The 16,875-nt window shown below is 50.1% G+C and carries 14 protein-coding genes and 3 tRNA genes; 14 read left to right on the forward strand and 3 right to left on the reverse strand.

What is annotated here, in order from left to right:
- The 4 genes from QUE60_RS04290 (at position 1) to QUE60_RS04305 (ending at position 5,814) form a co-directional block, all read left to right on the forward strand.
- A complete protein-coding gene (locus tag QUE60_RS04290) occupies positions 1-690 on the forward strand; it encodes an ABC transporter ATP-binding protein (RefSeq protein WP_286227392.1) in 690 nt (229 codons plus the stop codon).
- 38 nt (positions 691-728) lie between these two features.
- Positions 729-4,715: a phosphoribosylformylglycinamidine synthase gene (purL, locus tag QUE60_RS04295; protein ID WP_286227393.1), complete on the forward strand. Its 3,987-nt coding sequence runs from the start codon at positions 729-731 to the stop codon at positions 4,713-4,715.
- Positions 4,716-5,492: a spermine/spermidine synthase domain-containing protein gene (locus tag QUE60_RS04300; RefSeq protein WP_286227394.1), complete on the forward strand. Its 777-nt coding sequence runs from the start codon at positions 4,716-4,718 to the stop codon at positions 5,490-5,492.
- 67 nt (positions 5,493-5,559) lie between these two features.
- Entirely contained in the window at positions 5,560-5,814 is a 255-nt protein-coding gene (locus QUE60_RS04305; protein WP_286224647.1) for a hypothetical protein, read from the forward strand.
- An 83-nt stretch (positions 5,815-5,897) separates the two neighbouring features.
- Here the strand turns inward: QUE60_RS04305 and acnB are convergent, their stop codons facing one another.
- A complete protein-coding gene (gene acnB, locus QUE60_RS04310; RefSeq protein ID WP_286227395.1) occupies positions 5,898-8,483 on the reverse strand; it encodes a bifunctional aconitate hydratase 2/2-methylisocitrate dehydratase in 2,586 nt (861 codons plus the stop codon).
- Between the two features lie 96 nt (positions 8,484-8,579).
- Positions 8,580-8,768: a superinfection immunity protein gene (locus QUE60_RS04315; RefSeq protein ID WP_286227396.1), complete on the reverse strand. Its 189-nt coding sequence runs from the start codon at positions 8,766-8,768 to the stop codon at positions 8,580-8,582.
- A 92-nt stretch (positions 8,769-8,860) separates the two neighbouring features.
- Between QUE60_RS04315 and QUE60_RS04320 the strand changes: the two genes are divergently transcribed.
- Genes QUE60_RS04320 through ftsB form a run of 4 tightly spaced genes read left to right on the forward strand, consistent with a single transcriptional unit; the run spans position 8,861 to position 13,080 of the window.
- Positions 8,861-10,522 (forward strand): CTP synthase, encoded by a 1,662-nt coding sequence (locus QUE60_RS04320; RefSeq protein ID WP_108508375.1) that lies wholly within the window; start codon positions 8,861-8,863, stop codon positions 10,520-10,522.
- A gap of 10 nt (positions 10,523-10,532) precedes the next feature.
- A complete protein-coding gene (kdsA, locus tag QUE60_RS04325; RefSeq protein WP_286226097.1) occupies positions 10,533-11,396 on the forward strand; it encodes a 3-deoxy-8-phosphooctulonate synthase in 864 nt (287 codons plus the stop codon).
- 51 nt (positions 11,397-11,447) lie between these two features.
- Positions 11,448-12,740 (forward strand): phosphopyruvate hydratase, encoded by a 1,293-nt coding sequence (gene eno, locus QUE60_RS04330; RefSeq protein WP_286227397.1) that lies wholly within the window; start codon positions 11,448-11,450, stop codon positions 12,738-12,740.
- A gap of 13 nt (positions 12,741-12,753) precedes the next feature.
- On the forward strand, positions 12,754-13,080 hold the full coding sequence (gene ftsB, locus QUE60_RS04335; protein WP_108508378.1) for a cell division protein FtsB: 327 nt from the start codon (positions 12,754-12,756) through the stop codon (positions 13,078-13,080).
- On the opposite strand, the gene hslO is transcribed toward ftsB, so the two are convergent.
- Entirely contained in the window at positions 13,081-14,055 is a 975-nt protein-coding gene (gene hslO / locus QUE60_RS04340) for an Hsp33 family molecular chaperone HslO (RefSeq protein WP_286227398.1), read from the reverse strand.
- Between the two features lie 38 nt (positions 14,056-14,093).
- Between hslO and gltX the strand changes: the two genes are divergently transcribed.
- From gltX to QUE60_RS04370, 6 genes are all read left to right on the forward strand, one after another.
- Entirely contained in the window at positions 14,094-15,497 is a 1,404-nt protein-coding gene (gene gltX, locus QUE60_RS04345) for a glutamate--tRNA ligase (protein WP_286227483.1), read from the forward strand.
- 34 nt (positions 15,498-15,531) lie between these two features.
- Positions 15,532-15,607 (forward strand) — tRNA-Ala (locus QUE60_RS04350).
- A 19-nt stretch (positions 15,608-15,626) separates the two neighbouring features.
- Positions 15,627-15,702, forward strand: a tRNA-Glu gene (locus tag QUE60_RS04355).
- 31 nt (positions 15,703-15,733) lie between these two features.
- A tRNA-Asp gene (locus QUE60_RS04360) sits at positions 15,734-15,810 on the forward strand.
- Positions 15,811-15,924: 114 nt separating this feature from the next.
- Positions 15,925-16,518 carry a hypothetical protein gene (locus QUE60_RS04365; protein WP_286227399.1) on the forward strand — a complete coding sequence of 198 codons (594 nt, stop codon included), beginning with the start codon at positions 15,925-15,927 and terminating at the stop codon, positions 16,516-16,518.
- A 52-nt stretch (positions 16,519-16,570) separates the two neighbouring features.
- Positions 16,571-16,750 (forward strand): hypothetical protein, encoded by a 180-nt coding sequence (locus tag QUE60_RS04370; RefSeq protein ID WP_286224656.1) that lies wholly within the window; start codon positions 16,571-16,573, stop codon positions 16,748-16,750.
- The last annotated feature ends 125 nt before the right edge of the window (positions 16,751-16,875 follow it).

Raw genomic sequence — 16,875 nt, forward strand, 5'->3', positions numbered from 1 at the left:
TTGACTATTGTGCATGAATCTGCCCCAGTCTTGCAGGCCAAAGGTGTAGGTAAAACGGTTCAGACCAGTGATGGGCTGCTTGCCATTTTGCAGGATATTAATTTCACGATTCGATCAGGAGAGTCGGTTGCCATCGTGGGAGCATCGGGATCTGGTAAGAGCACACTGTTGGGATTGATGGCTGGCCTAGATCTACCCACGAGCGGCTCGATTGAGCTTATGGAACAGGATCTTGGTCGATTAGATGAAGACGGTCGAGCAAAGCTCAGGGGTCAGTTCGTGGGCTTTGTGTTTCAGTCCTTTCAGCTAGTACCGCATCTCAATGCCCTCGAGAACGTCATGCTGCCTTTGGAGATCCGCGGTACGCCCCTCTCTCAAGCACGTGAGCTCGCAGCCGATTGCCTCGCACGCGTCGGTTTATCGCAACGCTTAATGCATTACCCAAAAACCTTATCCGGTGGTGAACAACAACGCGTAGCCTTAGCCCGTGCATTTGTGAGCGAGCCATCCATTCTGTTTGCCGATGAGCCCACTGGTAGTTTGGATGAGGCTAGCGGTTCCAAAGTCATTGAGCTCCTTTTTGAGCTCAACCGCGAGAACGGCTCCACATTAATCCTAGTAACCCATGACCCTCAACTCGCAAGGCGCTGCAGCCGTCAGTTAACCCTGCAAGGTGGTCGTCTGGTCTAAAACAAGGACTGGGGTCGCTGGGATCTTATAATTACACGATGTCCTTTTTCCGTTGTCTGCCCGGGGCCGATGCCCTCTCTGTATTCCGTCAACAACGGCTTCTGAGTTACCTCCATCAGGAAGGGATTGAACTTCAGTCGATTCATGCTCAGTATCTCCATTTTGTATGGTCTGCGAATGAACTAACTAGCGATGAGCTCGCGACCCTCGAGGCACTACTGCAGTATGGTGAACCATTTGAAGCAAAAGCAGCGCCTAATCGTGCGATCGTGATTCCACGCTTTGGCACGGTTTCTCCGTGGGCAAGTAAGGCGACGGATATCGCACATCAGTGCGGATTAAAAGTCCTTCGAATTGAACGCGGTATTCGTTACCAATGGAGCGCAAAACGCACGCTCAACCCAGAACAAGAACGTATTCTCCACGCCAGCCTGTTTGATCGCATGACCGAGGTCATCATTGCTTCCCCAGATGAGGCGAACGCCCTCTATCAAACCTTACCCGATCGCCCATTCACCCGTATTGATGTCATTGGTTTGGGTCAAAAGGCACTGGATGATGCAAACCAATCGCTCGGCTTAGCACTCTCTACCGATGAGATCGCTTATCTCGAAGAGAACTTCAAGCGCTTAGGTCGCAATCCTAGCGATGTTGAGTTGATCATGTTTGCCCAGGCAAATAGTGAACACTGCCGCCACAAAATCTTTAATGCGAGTTGGACAATCGATGGAAAGGCGCAAGAACACTCACTCTTTGCCATGATTCGGAACACGCACCGCTTGCAACCCAAAGGGACAGTAGTGGCTTACTCGGATAACTCGGCCATTATGGAAGGGTGCGAAGCGGATGTATGGAGCTCCTCGGGCCCCGCAGGGCAATACCACACGAAGCGAGCCTTAGTACACACCTTAATGAAGGTTGAGACCCACAACCATCCCACTGCGATTGCTCCGTTCCAGGGGGCGGCTACAGGATCGGGTGGAGAGATCCGTGATGAGGGCGCAACCGGTATTGGTGGCAAACCCAAAGCAGGTCTTACTGGGTTTTCGGTATCGAACTTACATATTCCTGGAACGAACTTGCCATGGGAGCAAAAGCCCTACGGCAAACCAGAGCGAATCGCGACCCCCTTACAAATCATGATCGATGGCCCATTGGGTGGCGCCGCCTTTAATAACGAGTTTGGTCGCCCTAATCTGGGAGGGTATTTCAGGGTCTTTGAGCAAACGATTGCAGGCAAGCGCCGCGGTTATCACAAGCCCATCATGATCGCGGGCGGGATTGGTGCGATTGAAGACATTCACACCCATAAGAAAACCATTCTAGATGGCGATCTGCTGATTCAGTTGGGTGGCCCAGGGATGCGCATTGGTATGGGTGGTGGCACAGCAAGCTCCATGGCAACCGGGACCAACACCGCCGATCTTGATTTTGACTCCGTACAGCGTGGCAACCCCGAGATTGAGCGTCGTGCGCAAGAGGTGATTAATCAATGCCGAGCATTAGGGGAGAACAACCCCATTGTGTCAATCCATGATGTCGGAGCAGGTGGTTTATCGAATGCATTTCCTGAGCTCGCCGATAGCGCCAAGCTTGGTGCGCAATTTGAGCTACGCAACATTCCGCTGGAAGAGAGCGGTATGAGTCCTGCCGAGATCTGGTGCAATGAATCGCAAGAGCGGTATGTGATTGCGATCCACGCTAAAGACCTTGAGCGCTTTGCCGGTCTTTGCGAGCGGGAGCGTTGCCCTTATGCCGTCGTGGGCCACACCACGCAAGAGCGTCAACTGCAATTGCACGATCAGCAGCAAAGCGCCAACCCAGATCAACAATATCCAATTGATATGCCCATGGAGGTGCTCCTAGGTAAGCCTCCTAAAATGCACCGTGATGTAGAAAGTACGCACGAGCAGTTTGCCCCCATCAATTGCAATGAGATTGATCTCAAAGTGGCGATTGAGGCGGTATTACAACAACCAACGGTAGCCAGTAAATCATTCTTAATCACGATCGGGGATCGCACCGTAGGAGGCTTGAACTCGCGGGACCCATTTGTGGGTCCATGGCAAGTACCGGTAGCTGATTGCGCGGTCACCACGATGGACTATCAGGGCTATCGTGGAGAGGCGATGAGTATGGGTGAGCGCACCCCCGTGGCTCTCTTTAATGCGCCAGCAGCAGCCAAGATGGCGGTGGGTGAAGCCATCACGAATATTCTGGCAGCAGATGTCCGAGGGATTGAAGACATTAAGCTCTCAGCGAACTGGATGGCCGCCTGTGGTCAAGCGGGCGAGGATGCCAAACTCTTTACCTCAGTCGAGGCGGTCGGCATGGAACTTTGTCCGGCCTTAGGAATCTCGATCCCAGTGGGGAAAGATTCTTTATCAATGGCCACGACCTGGCAGGATCAGAATCAAACCAAACAAGTGATTGCACCGGTCTCACTAATCATCTCAGCGTTTGCCCCAGTGCAAGATGTTCGTAAAACACTCACACCGCAGCTCAACACCGAGATCGCAGATACCGAGCTGATTCTGATTGATCTAGGGTGTAATCAAAATCGCATGGCAGGTAGCATTCTTACCCAAGTGTTTGATCAAACCGATTCTGAGGCACCCTCCGTTGACAGACCTGAGGTCCTCAAAGGATTTGCCAACGCGATTACACAACTGCGTTCCAAACAAATGGTCTTGGCCTATCACGACCGTTCGGACGGAGGACTCCTCGCCTGTATTGCCGAGATGGCCTTTGCTACTCACCGCGGTATTTCGATCAATGTTGATCTACTTTGCATTGATGCGCGGACCGAACAAGATTATGGTGATGCGAAGAACTGGGCTAGCCAAGTGAGTGGTCGACGCCACGAGCAAACCATACGGGCACTCTTTAATGAAGAGCTTGGAGTGGTCATTCAGATTGAACGGTCCCAGCGTGATCAGGTATTTGCTATCTTGCGAGAGCAGGGCATCAGTGCCTATAGCCATGTGATTGGCAAAGCCAATCAAAACGACACCCTAGAGATCTGGCGCGATGCCAAATGTATCTATACAGAGAGCCGCATCACCTTGCAAAAACTTTGGCAAAACACCAGCTATCAAATTGCTCGCCTGCGCGATAACCCCGAATGCGTCGATAGTGAGTTCAATGCCTTAGATGACGCCAAGGACCCGGGTATGAGCCCGAAACTCACGTTTGATCCCAGTAAAAATATCAGTGCGCCATATCTCCAACAAGTAAGTCGTCCAAAGATCGCAATCTTGCGCGAGCAAGGCGTGAACTCGCATCTGGAGATGGCGTATGCGATGGATCTTGCCGGCTTCGCCACGCATGATGTACATATGAGCGATTTACTGGCTGGCAGAGCCCATCTGAAGGACTTTCAAGGCTTAGTAGCCTGCGGTGGATTTAGCTACGGCGATGTATTGGGAGCGGGTGAGGGTTGGGCAAAGACCATTTTGTTTAACCAGATGCTCAGTGATCAGTTCAAGGCATTTTTCAATCGCTCGGACAGCTTTGCCTTGGGTGTTTGCAATGGCTGTCAGATGATGAGTAATTTATCGAAACTCATTCCGGGGGCGGATGCGTGGCCGAAGTTCACGCGTAATCAATCGGAGCAATACGAAGCGCGTTTGGTGATGGTGGAAGTATTGGATTCACCATCATTATTCTTTCAAGGGATGGAAGGCAGTCATTTACCCATCGCAGTAGCGCATGGTGAAGGGTATGCCAACTTTAAACACCAAGGTAATTATCAGCAGATTGAATCCAATCACTTAGCAGCCATGCGTTTTATTGATCACTACGGTAATCCAACTGAATGCTATCCCTTTAATCCCAATGGCTCACCCCATGGACTCACCAGCGTAACGACTGCTGATGGCCGCTTTACCGTGATGATGCCGCACCCCGAGCGCGTCTTCAGAAATGTGCAAATGAGTTGGTATCCCAAGCAATGGAACCAAAACGCCGATGGCGCAAGCCCTTGGTTACGCATGTTCCGTAATGCCCGTGTTTGGGTGAACTAGGTGGCCAGTAATAAAACTAAATTTCCCCCTGTGACATTCTCGGAGTCAGGCGGAATTCGTTATCTCCATCTTGGTACTCCATGGATCCAAGGCGCGATGCGCATTCGCGATCCAAATGAGATCTATCTCGAGTACTCGCAGCAAATGATGGCATGGTTACTCTTTTTGCAGAGTAAGCCCAAGATGCAGGTCGCGCAATTGGGCTTGGGTACTGGCTCACTCGCGAAGTTCACCTTAGAGCATTGTCCCGATGTTGTGAATACGGTTGTCGAGCTAAACCCCGCAGTCATCCTGGCGGCGAGAACGATGTTTGCTTTACCCGACGACCATACGAAGCTACGAGTTCTACAGGAGGATGCCTTAGCCTTTGTGAATAACAAACGGCATCAGCAGCAGTTCGACGTCTTGCAAGTGGATTTATATGATGCGGATGCCAAAGGTCCCGTCTTAAGTTCGCTCGAGTTTTATCAAGCCTGTTACCGAACCTTAAAGACAGTTGGGGTGATGACCGTTAATCTGTTCTCACAACACAAAAGCTTTGACATTAATCTCAATCATATGTGTAAAGCCTTTCAGGGTAGGGTGCTGATATTCCCGGAATCGCACGATTGCAATGCCGTCGCGATCGCTTTCAAAGGACCAATGATCAAAACTGATTGGGAGCATATTGTGCAGCGCGCAAAAATTATTGAGAAAACGACGGGATTGCCAACCAAGTCTTGGGCAAATGGCTTACGGGCTGTGAATGCCCACCAAGAAGAGCGACTGGTTATTTAAATAACACTTTTCTTTTACATGTTTAGGTGTAATATTCGCTTTACACAACCTTTGTGGGGTATTAGCGATGACCGACACTACTTTTATTAGCCTTTTCATCCTCTTTGGCGCGTGTTTTGGGTTTATCACCTATGAACAACGTCACTTATTTAGTGAGGGTCCTCATAAGGCAAAGGGCTCGGATGACAGCCCATTTGAGACCCGCACCTTTTGGGTCCTGCTATGCGCATTACTCTGGCCAATCATGGTCGTTACCAGAGTCCACAGCGCTTGGATCATGCATAAACGCAGAAAACAAGCGAAGCCAGTCGCCTTACATTGAGATTTAAATCATCACCGAAGAGTGAAAACTGAAACAAAAAAGCCCAAGGCTAAAACCTTGGGCTTAATCGTTTAAGGAAAGACTTAAACACTGACGGTATCCGCAACCTCACTAAAGTCTTTGATCTTGTCAAAATTCATATAGCGATACACATCATTGGCTTTGGCATTGACCGCTTGGAACTGTTCCAAGTACTCCGCCATGGTGGGTATGCGACCCAAGAGGGCGGCGACTGCAGCCAACTCCGCAGAGGCTAAATACACCCGCGTATCAATTCCTAAGCGATTAGGGAAGTTACGTGTCGATGTAGAAACCGCTGAGGCACCCTTGCGCATCTGCGCTTGATTGCCCATGCACAACGAACAACCTGGCGACTCCATGCGTGCACCCGTGCGACCCAAAATGCCGTAATAACCTTCCTCGGTAAGGATCATGGCATCCATCTTGGTGGGTGGCGCGATCCATAAGCGCGTTGGAATATCCGTTTTACCTTCGAGGATCTTGCCAGCCGCACGGAAGTGACCGATATTGGTCATGCACGAACCAATAAATACCTCATCGATCTTGTCACCTTGAACCTCCGAGAGATATTTGACATCATCGGGATCGTTGGGGCAGGCCAAGATGGGTTCCTTGATCTCGTTCATATCGATCTCAATAATCTCAGCGTAATCTGCATTCTCATCGGCCTTGAGCAATTGTGGATTTGCAATCCAGTTCTCCATCGCCTTAATGCGACGCGCGAGCGTACGTTTATCTTCATAGCCATTCGCGATCATCCACTTCATGAGCGTAATGTTGGAGCGCATGTACTCAATGATGGGCTCTTTGTTGAGATGCACAGTGCAACCACCGGCTGAGCGCTCGGCCGATGCATCGGAAAGTTCAAAGGCTTGCTCAACCTTGAGATCAGGCAGGCCCTCAATCTCGAGGATGCGACCCGAGAACACATTCTTCTTGCCTTTTTTCTCGACGGTGAGTAAGCCACGCTTAATCGCAAAGAGGGGAATGGCATTCACTAAGTCGCGCAATGTAATGCCAGGTTGCATTTGACCTTTAAAGCGAACCAAGACAGACTCGGGCATATCCAGAGGCATGACACCGGTGGCAGCCGCGAATGCGACCAGACCCGAGCCAGCGGGGAAGGAGATGCCAATTGGGAAACGAGTATGGCTATCACCACCCGTGCCACAGGTATCAGGTAATAACAAGCGATTTAACCAACTGTGGATCACGCCATCGCCTGGGCGCAGTGAGACGCCGCCGCGATTGGTCATAAACGATGGCAGTTCATGATGGGTACGAATATCCACTGGCTTTGGATAGGCCGAGGTGTGGCAGAACGACTGCATCACTAAGTCTGCCGAGAACCCAAGGCAGGCGAGATCTTTGAGTTCATCGCGAGTCATGGGGCCGGTTGTATCTTGCGAACCAACGGTGGTCATATGGGGCTCGCAGTAGGTACCGGGACGAACGCCTTGACCTTCTGGCAAGCCACAGGCACGACCGACCATCTTCTGCGCCAAGCTAAAGCCCTTCTTGTTATCAGGTGGGCTAATCGGTACTCGGAACTCGGTCGATGCAGGTAAGCCCAGTGAGGCACGCGCCTTGGCGGTTAAGCCGCGACCAATGATGAGTGGAATACGACCGCCGGCGCGGACCTCATCGAGAATCACCGGTGACTTCAGGGTGAACTCCGCAATCACTTTGCCATCTTTGAGCACTTTGCCTTCATAGGGGCGAAGTTCAATGACATCGCCCATATTCATTTGATTGACATCGAGCTCAATTGGCAGGGCACCCGCATCTTCCATGGTGTTAAAGAAGATCGGTGCAATCTTGCCACCTAAGCAAACGCCGCCAAAACGTTTATTGGGAACGAAGGGAATGTCTTGGCCAGTCCACCAAAGCACAGAGTTGGTAGCCGATTTACGAGACGATCCGGTACCTACGACATCGCCCACATAGGCAATTTGATGACCCTTTTGTTTAAGAGCCTCAATTTGTTTCATGGGGCCACGCACTCCAGCCTCATCAGGCTCAATACCCGGACGGGGGTTCTTGAGCATGACGGTCGCATGGAGCGGAATATCTGGACGGCTCCAAGCATCGGGGGCCGGGGAGAGGTCATCAGTATTGGTCTCACCAGTTACCTTGAAAACCGTGAGGGTCATGGACTCAGGGACGGCGGGGCGGCTGGTAAACCACTCGGCATTCGCCCAGCTCTGAATAACAGCCTTAGCATTTGCATTACCTTTCTCTGCTAAGTCATTGACATCATTGAAGTAATCAAACATGAGTAAGGTTTTCTTGAGGGCTTCGGTCGCAGCAGCGCCACACTCCTTATCCTCAAGCAATTCAACTAATGGCTTGATGTTGTAGCCCCCAAGCATGGTGCCCAAGAGTTCGGTCGCTTTGACACGAGAAATCACGGGGGACTGCAGCTTACCTTTAGCAACCGCATCCAAAAACTCAGCTTTCACCTTAGCGGCTTCATCCACCCCAGCAGGCACACGATAGGTAATTAAATCAAGGAGTTGTGCCTCTAAACCCTTGGGAGGGTTTTGCAGCATTTTGACCAATTCAGCGGTTTGATCCTTGGTTAATGGGAGGGCGGGGATGCCTTGCGCAGCACGTTCGGCTACATGGGATTGGTATGCGTCTAACATAAGATTCCTGATCAGAAGTGGGCCAAAAGAACAGGCTATATTGTAAAACTTTACTGACAGCGGATCTAGTGAAAATACCCCTAATCCGCCTGATATTTACAGGATCTCTTCGTCCTTCAGAGCCCAAACCAGGGCAATCACCCAGCCAATTAAGGACCAACCTAAAAAGAGGTTCAGGGCAAAAATAGCCCCGGTATTGGCGCGTTTGCGGTAAAACGCAATCGCTACGGGCAGGAAGTAAAACAGGGATAGAAGGGTGATGAGGATGGCGAACAATAAACGCATTCCTAATTTTACTTAGGGCAAGTCCGAAGTCTCTTTTTTTCAATCCGCTCCAGCTATCGTTATAATTGCGTATTACCAATAGACGTTAAGCGATGACCAAATACGTTTTTGTCACTGGTGGTGTAGTTTCTTCTCTCGGAAAAGGAATTGCAGCCGCCTCGCTTGCCGCGATTCTTGAATCACGCGGCCTGAAAGTCACCCTCCTAAAATTAGACCCTTACATCAACGTTGATCCCGGAACAATGAGTCCGTTTCAGCACGGAGAAGTATTTGTGACCGAAGACGGGGCTGAGACCGATCTCGATTTGGGTCATTACGAACGCTTTGTGAGCGCCAAGATGCGCAAGAGCAATAACTTCACCACCGGCCAAATTTATGAGTCGGTGATTCGCAAAGAGCGCCGTGGTGAGTATCTCGGCAAGACAGTTCAAGTGATTCCCCACATTACCAATGAGATTCAGGCCTTTGTGGAGAAGGGTGCTAAAGCCAGTCATGATGGCCATGCCGATATTGCCATTTGCGAGATTGGCGGTACCGTCGGCGATATTGAATCACTCCCGTTCTTGGAAGCAGCCCGCCAAATGAGCTTGCGACTTCCTAAAGGTGATTGCGCATTTGTCCATCTCACCCTAGTGCCCTGGATTCAGAGTGCGGGTGAGTTGAAGACCAAACCCACCCAACACTCGGTGCAAAAACTGCGCGAGATCGGGATTTTGCCAACGGTCTTATTGTGCCGTGCCGATCGCGAGATCCCCGATGACGAGCGCGCCAAGATCTCTTTGTTCTCGAATGTGCGTGAAGAAGCAGTGATCTCAGTGTGGGATGTCGATACGATTTATAAGATTCCGAAGATGCTGCATGAGCAGGGGATGGATGAGCTCTTATGCAAGGAGCTCAATATTCAAGCCAAACCTGCCGATCTCTCGATGTGGGATTCCTTGGTGTACGAGCTTGAACATCCTCAATATGAGGTCACGATTGGTATGGTGGGTAAATATGTGGACCTCACCGAATCGTATAAATCATTGATTGAAGCACTACGCCATGCTGGCATTCACAATCACACCAAAATTAATATTCGCTACATTGACTCCGAGCGCCTTGAGCAGGGCAATCTCGAGTGCCTCTATGATCTCGATGCTATTTTGGTACCCGGTGGATTTGGTAAGCGCGGCACTGAAGGAAAAATCAAAGCCATTCAGTATGCGCGTGAGAACGACGTGCCATATTTAGGTATCTGTTTGGGAATGCAACTTGCTGTGATCGAGTTTGCTAGGCATGTTGCTAAGATTGAGGCGGCTAACAGCACCGAGTTTGATCCAGAGACCCCCAATCCAGTTGTGGCACTCATTACCGAGTGGCTCGATCGTGAGGGCAAGATTGAAAAACGTGCAGCCGACTCCGATATGGGCGGAACAATGCGCTTGGGTTCACAAAAATGCCCAGTGAAGCCCAATACACTTGCTCATAGCATTTATGGTGCTGAAGTAAATGAGCGTCACCGCCATCGCTATGAGGTGAATAATATCTACGCTCCAAAGCTTGAGAAGGCCGGCATGATTATTTCTGCGCGTACCCCCAATGAAGATCTGCCGGAGATGATGGAGTTGCCTAAATCGATGCATCCATGGTTCTTCGGTGTGCAGTTCCACCCCGAGTTCACCTCAACCCCAAGAGCCGGGCACCCCTTGTTCTTGGCGTACATCCGCGCAGCGCTCGCGCGTCAAACTGCTAAAACAGCAGTCGCTGCGTAATTGGATCTTTATGTTTAATCATTTGTGTGGCTTCGAGATTGGTTTAAACAAACCTTTCTTCTTGATTGCGGGCCCATGCGTGATTGAGTCGGAGCAGTTTTCTATTGACACGGCTGGTCAGATCAAAGCAATTTGTGCCGATCTCAACATCCCCTTCATTTACAAGTCCTCCTTTGATAAAGCCAATCGTTCCTCAGGATCCTCGTTTCGGGGACTGGGAATGGAAAAGGGCTTGGCAATCTTAGAAAAGGTCAAGAAACAAATTGGCGTACCAGTCCTGACCGACGTACATGAAATCAGCGATGTGGCAGCGGTAGCCTCCGTAGTTGATGTCTTGCAAACCCCAGCGTTTCTCTGTCGCCAGACAGACTTCATTGCTGCTGTTGCTCAAAGTGGCAAACCAGTCAATATTAAGAAGGGGCAATTCTTATCCCCGTATGAGATGGGTAATGTAGTCGATAAAGCGCGGGCTGCTGCGCGTGAGAAAAACCTACCCGATCAGTTTATGGTGTGCGAACGTGGTGCCAGCTTTGGCTATAACAACTTAGTCTCGGATATGCGTAGCCTCGCCATCATGCGCGCGACGCAAGCCCCCGTTGTGTTTGATGCAACCCATTCTGTGCAATTGCCCGGTGGTCAAGGCAGCAGTAGTGGTGGGCAGCGTGAGTTTGTGCCGGTGCTAGCGCGCGCAGCGGTAGCAGTCGGCATCAGCGGTCTCTTCATGGAAACCCATCCGGATCCAGCTAAGGCTTTATCGGATGGCCCCAATGCAGTGCCGCTCAATCACTTAAAAGAGCTATTAGCAACGCTGCAACAGTTGGATCGTGTTGTGAAACAAGCCAATATGTATTTAGAAGACCGATTTGTGGGTTGACCCTTAGTCAATCATCGACCTTCATCACCGAACAGATATTTAGGAGAGAGCATGAGTGCAATTGTTGACATTATTGGTCGTGAGATCCTGGACTCGCGTGGTAATCCCACCGTCGAGTGCGACGTTCTGTTGGAATCGGGTGTCATGGCCCGCGCTGCGGTTCCATCGGGTGCATCGACTGGCTCGCGCGAGGCGATCGAGTTGCGTGATGGTGATGCCTCTCGTTATCTTGGCAAAGGCGTACTAAAAGCCGTTGAGAACATCAATACCAAAATTGCTGAAACGGTATTAGGTCTAGATGCGAGTGAGCAAGCATTTCTGGATCGCACCTTGAATGATCTTGACGGCACCCACAATAAAGCCGGTCTTGGCGCAAACGCTACCTTAGCGGTATCGATGGCCGTAGCACGCGCCGCTGCAGAAGAGGCCGGCTTGCCACTCTATCGCTATTTTGGTGGCTCGGGCGCCATGCAATTGCCAGTACCGATGATGAACATCGTCAATGGCGGTGCCCACGCTAACAATAGCTTGGATATTCAAGAGTTCATGATCATGCCAGTGGGTGTGGATAGTTTTCGGGAGGCGTTGCGCTGTGGTGCCGAGGTCTTTCATGCCCTCAAAAAAATATTGCACGATAAAAATATGCCAACCTCGGTGGGTGATGAAGGTGGCTTTGCGCCCAACTTCAAGAGCAATCAAGAGTGCCTAGAAACCATTCTGAGTGCGATTGAGAAAGCGGGCTATCACGCCGGTGATGATGTGTTGCTGGCCTTAGATTGTGCGGCGAGTGAGTTCTATAAAGATGGCAAGTACCATTTATTAGGCGAGGGTTTGCAACTGAGTTCCACCGAGTTTGCGGATTACCTCGGCAATTTAGCCAATCAGTTCCCGATCGTATCAATTGAAGACGGGATGCATGAGAGTGATTGGGATGGCTGGGCGACCTTAACTCAAAAGCTTGGTCAAACTATCCAGTTGGTTGGGGACGATCTATTTGTCACCAACACTCGCATTCTCAAAGAGGGGATCGACAAAGGCATTGCGAACTCGATTCTGATCAAGATCAACCAAATTGGCACACTCACTGAGACCTTTGCGGCGATCGAGATGGCTAAACGCGCCAATTACACTGCAGTGATCTCTCATCGCTCTGGTGAGACCGAAGATAGCACCATTGCGGATATTGCAGTGGGTACCAATGCTGGTCAAATTAAAACCGGTTCCCTGTCTCGCTCTGATCGGATCGCGAAGTACAACCAGCTCCTGCGTATTGAAGAGGATCTGGGTGATGTGGCGAGCTATCCCGGTAAGGCTGCGTTCTACAACCTGCACAATTTAAAGTAAGCCTGCTTGCGTAATGCGCCTGATTATCTACTCGATGTTGGGGTTGCTGATCGTGATTCAGTATCCGCTCTGGTTTGGTCAGGGCGGATGGCTCAAGGCCTATGAGCTAGAGCGTCAGCTCGATGCGCAAATCCAGAAAAATAAAGCCTTAGAAATTCGGAACAATAAACTGGCTGGCGATGTAAAGGATTTAAAAGAGGGCACACGTGCAATTGAAGAACGGGCCCGATCAGAGCATGGGATGCTCAAAGAGGGCGAATATTTTGTGCAGATCGTACCAAAAGACGGCGTGCCCTCAAGCCCTAATGCCGCTCCAGTACCCGCAACACCCAAGCAATAGTTAATGCCCCTTGGAGGCCGGTCGCACAGCGTCGCTGAGCGTCGCGCTGGCGAACGCTTGTTTGCAATCAACCGCATCAAAACGATATTGCATGCCACAGAAGTCGCAGCGAGTCTCTACCGCACCGAGTTCGGCCAAAATGCTATCGACCTCTTCTTGACCTAACATCCGAATCACATCGGCAACTCGCTCACGTGAGCAGCGGCAGGCAAAGCGAACGAGGCGTATTGGAAAGCTGCGCACACCAAAGCGCTCCGATTCCTCGAGAAATAAGCGACGCAATAAGGTCTCAGGCGCAACTTCTAAGAGCTCTTCATTGGTAATGGTGCTTCCTAGCATCTGAATGCGCTCCCAACCCTCGGACATCATCTTGGGGTCATATTGAGAGGCGCCACCGGCATCGGGCATGCGTTGCAATAAAAAACCGCCCAAGGATTTTGAACTTGAGGCGAGCCAGATACGGGTATCAATTTGTTCGGAGCGTTGCATATATTGCATGATGGCCTCTGCGACCGTTTCAATCGGCTCGTCCAAACCGGGGTGGGTGGAGGATGGTCGTTTTAATGCCACGATTCCTTGATAGGGTGTTTGGGATGGCTTGCGATCGATCGGATCGAGGGTGATGGCTAAGCGCCCTGAGCCCTCTGCATCAAGTAATTCAGCGAGAGTGGCATTATCAGGAATTTGACCAAAATCCGGATTGAGGGTGACACTCGCCCGAATCTCAAGTTGGGATGTGCATTCAACCACCAAGAGCTGAATTGGCCCCTTACTCTGGGCTTGAATAATTAAAGTGCCATCGAGCTTGATGCTAGCCGTTAAGAGCGTGGCTGCTGCAATAAACTCGCCCATCACCTTTTGCACCGCCGGTGGGTCATTGCGCAGGGCCAAGATGTTCTGCCACGCACTACCAATCGAGACAAACTCACCCCGCACGGGGGCGCCGTCACACACAAAGACCAAAAGCTGATTCATCCGAAAAATATCCTAAGCAGTTCTGACCTGAGATAATACTGCCCATGCGTATTCGAACTCGTTTTGCCCCAAGCCCAACCGGCTTTATTCATTTAGGTAATCTGCGTAGTGCCTTGTACCCCTGGGCCTTTGCGAGAAGTAAGGGTGGGGACTTCATCTTGCGGATTGAAGATACTGATCAAGAGCGCTCCTCCCTCGAGGCCGTTGAGGTGATCTTAGAAGGAATGCATTGGCTGGGCTTAGATCCCGATGAGGGTCCCATCTATCAAATGCAACGCATGGACCGCTATCGTGAAGTTCTCAAGCAAATGCTAGCGGATGGCTCGGCATACTATTGTTATATGAGCGAAGATGAGCTCAATCGTTTGCGTGACCAGCAAATGGCTAATAAAGAGAAGCCTCGCTACAACGGCTTTTGGCGTCCCGAACCTGGCAAGACATTGCCAGAACCTCCCAAAGATGCTTTACCCGTAATTCGTTTTAAAAACCCAATTGGCGGCTCAGTCATTTGGAAAGATGCCGTTAAGGGGATGATTGAAATTAGTAACGATGAGTTAGATGATCTCATCATCGCCCGTCCCGATGGCACTCCCACCTATAACTTCTGTGTGGTAGTGGATGATCTCGACATGCAAATTACCCATGTGATTCGGGGCGATGATCATGTGAACAATACCCCACGGCAAATCAATATTATGAAAGCGCTTGGTGGTACGCCGCCGGTCTACGCGCACCTACCAACGGTCTTGGATGAGAGTGGCGAGAAGATGAGTAAGCGCAATGGTGCTCTGAGTGTGCGCGACTATCAAAAAATGGGCTATCTACCTGAAGCGGTCCTAAACTATCTCGCGCGCTTAGGCTGGTCGCACGGCGACGCTGAAATCTTTACGCAAGAGCAGTTTGTGAAATGGTTTGATTTGGAGCACTTGGGTCGCTCACCCGCACAACATAATCCCGAGAAACTACTCTGGCTCAATCACCACTATATTCAGCAGGGCGATGCAAAACGACTTGCGCAGTTGTGCATGCCGTTTATCCATCAGCAGGGAATTGATCTCTCGCAAGGCCCTGATTTTGAGTCCGTGGTTAACTTACTTAAAGATCGTGCGAACACTTTGTTAGAGATCGTCGAAGGTGCCAAGCTTTTCTATCAGGGCCTACCCAATCTCAGTAATGAGCAAATTTCACAAAATATTCCAAATGCTGTGATCCCAGCCATTACTGATTTTAGAGAGCGACTAATAGCATCAAATCCCAAAACTAAGGAAGAGGTCGCCACTCAGCTGAAAGCGACGCTCACTCAGTTTCAACTCAAGATGCCCGCCTTGGCAATGCCAATCCGGTATGCGCTATTTGCCACCACCCAAACGCCAGCGCTTGATGCGGTGATTGCGGTGATGGGTAAGGACGAAGTTGTCGAGCGTCTCTCAAAAATAGGCTAAAATCTTGGATTGTTTTGAAAGTGCACCAATATAAGGGGGTATAGCTCAGCTGGGAGAGCGCTTGCATGGCATGCAAGAGGTCAGCGGTTCGATCCCGCTTATCTCCACCAACAAAACAAGTAGTCCAAGGTCCCCATCGTCTAGAGGCCTAGGACATCACCCTTTCACGGTGAGTACGGGGGTTCGAATCCCCCTGGGGACGCCAGTCATGCAGTGACGCGCATGATGCAGTATCTGGAGCGGTAGTTCAGTTGGTTAGAATATCGGCCTGTCACGCCGAGGGTCGCGGGTTCGAGTCCCGTCCGCTCCGCCAATTTCCAAAAGCCACCTTCGGGTGGTTTTTTCATTTCCTGGTCATGAAAACCACTATCATTACAACAATATTCTCGTTTGAGGTATTTTTGTTAATTAACCATAGAGGAATTTCATGAAGAAAATTGCACTTGTAAGCGCAGCCGTATTAATGATGGGCACATCCGCTATCATGGCCCAAAATAAACCACAGGCAGTGGTTGCTGTTGAAACTGCTCCAGGCGTCTTAAAAGTAGCTGAAGGTGTTCAGTTCCAAGGCAAATTCAAATCAGTAGATCCAAAAACCCGTGAAGTGGTGATTGTTGGCCCAAATGGTAATGAGTACAAAACCGTGTTGGGTGATGAGGTCAGAAACTTTAATCAAATAAAAGTGGGCGATATTGTTACGCTCACTCATGTTGAGATCCTCGTGGCTGACATTAAAAAGCCAAGCAAAGTTGAAATCCGTGAGCGTGTTGAAACCGAAAAGGCAGCGCGTGCAAAGTTGGGTGATAAGCCTGCTGCTGCGATCGAGCGTCAAGTCACTGTAGTTGCTGACGTAACCGCTGTAGATGAAAAGAAAGGTACTATCACTCTGCGTGGTGCTACCCGTACATTGGATCTAAAAGTGAAGGATCCAAAAGTACTCAAGGGCGTTAAAGTGGGTACACAAGTTGAAGCAACTGTTACCGAAATCATTGCGATTGAAGTAACTGCTCCCAAGAAGTAATTTATATCGTATTGAAGACCCGTCTAGTGTGAACTAGGCGGGTTTTTTCATCATGACCCTCAAGAAAACCGATTTAGCAAAACGCCAAGGTCTTCAGATCGCGCTGCGCCTGAAAAATGCCAGCAAGGCTGATTTGCAAAACAAGCAAACAAAGTCAAAATCAAACGCCAAACCTGCACCTCTATTGCAGTCAATTTTGCGCAAATCCAAACAAGACGACCCCAAGCGCTAAATTAGTATTAGCCCGAAGTCATGTAGAGTCATCTACTCAATTTAGATATAAAGAGTATTCACATCCAAACTAATTGATCTGATTTGCTCTATTTTTGCTTAAATTTGGGCTATTTTTGTAATAGA

The organism is Polynucleobacter sp. HIN11 (assembly GCF_030297675.1).
Classification (GTDB): Bacteria; Pseudomonadota; Gammaproteobacteria; order Burkholderiales; family Burkholderiaceae; genus Polynucleobacter.

Excerpts from the sequence above, each read along its gene's own strand:
- purL (WP_286227393.1), top strand. The coding sequence starts at position 729 with ATGTCCTTTTTCCGTTGTCTGCCCGGGGCCGATGCCCTCTCTGTATTC.
- QUE60_RS04305 (WP_286224647.1), top strand. The coding sequence starts at position 5,560 with ATGACCGACACTACTTTTATTAGCCTTTTCATCCTCTTTGGCGCGTGT.
- acnB (WP_286227395.1), bottom strand. The coding sequence starts at position 8,483 with ATGTTAGACGCATACCAATCCCATGTAGCCGAACGTGCTGCGCAAGGC.
- QUE60_RS04315 (WP_286227396.1), bottom strand. The coding sequence starts at position 8,768 with ATGCGTTTATTGTTCGCCATCCTCATCACCCTTCTATCCCTGTTTTAC.
- QUE60_RS04320 (WP_108508375.1), top strand. The coding sequence starts at position 8,861 with ATGACCAAATACGTTTTTGTCACTGGTGGTGTAGTTTCTTCTCTCGGA.
- kdsA (WP_286226097.1), top strand. The coding sequence starts at position 10,533 with ATGTTTAATCATTTGTGTGGCTTCGAGATTGGTTTAAACAAACCTTTC.
- eno (WP_286227397.1), top strand. The coding sequence starts at position 11,448 with ATGAGTGCAATTGTTGACATTATTGGTCGTGAGATCCTGGACTCGCGT.
- ftsB (WP_108508378.1), top strand. The coding sequence starts at position 12,754 with ATGCGCCTGATTATCTACTCGATGTTGGGGTTGCTGATCGTGATTCAG.
- hslO (WP_286227398.1), bottom strand. The coding sequence starts at position 14,055 with ATGAATCAGCTTTTGGTCTTTGTGTGTGACGGCGCCCCCGTGCGGGGT.
- QUE60_RS04365 (WP_286227399.1), top strand. The coding sequence starts at position 15,925 with ATGAAGAAAATTGCACTTGTAAGCGCAGCCGTATTAATGATGGGCACA.
- QUE60_RS04370 (WP_286224656.1), top strand. The coding sequence starts at position 16,571 with ATGACCCTCAAGAAAACCGATTTAGCAAAACGCCAAGGTCTTCAGATC.